This window comes from Desulforhabdus sp. TSK (assembly GCF_022836495.1).
GTDB lineage: Bacteria > Desulfobacterota > Syntrophobacteria > Syntrophobacterales > Syntrophobacteraceae > Desulforhabdus.
In genome coordinates this window covers 1-441 of the sequence record NZ_BQXM01000168.1, presented here as the reverse complement: position 1 = coordinate 441, position 441 = coordinate 1, and the positions used below count along the sequence as shown (strand labels likewise).

The 441-nt window shown below is 68.0% G+C and carries 1 protein-coding gene; it reads left to right on the top strand.

The features are described from left to right. A partial coding sequence (locus MWC30_RS21980) for an aconitase family protein (RefSeq protein WP_368860930.1) occupies nt 1-441 on the top strand: 441 nt, incomplete at both ends.

Below are 441 nucleotides of genomic sequence, written 5' to 3'. Positions count from 1 at the left end.
TGACCCAGCCCGGGATGACCGTGGTCTGCGGAGACTCCCACACCTCCACCCACGGTGCCTTCGGCGCGCTGGCCATGGGCATCGGCACCTCCGAGGTGGAGCATGTGCTGGCCACCCAGACCCTGCCGCTCAAGCCTTTCAAGACCATGGCGATCACCGTGGACGGCACGCTGAAGCCCGGTGTCAGCTCCAAGGACATCATCCTGGCGGTCATCGCGAAGATCGGCACCGGCGGCGGCCAGGGCTACGTCCTGGAGTACCGCGGCGAGGCCATCCGGCAGCTCTCCATGGAGGCTCGGATGACCATCTGCAACATGTCCATCGAGGCGGGCGCCCGCGCCGGCATGATCGCCCCGGACGAGACCACCTTCGAGTTCGTGAAGGGCCGGCCCCACGCCCCGCAGGGTGAGGACTGGGACGCCGCCGTGGAGTACTGGAAGT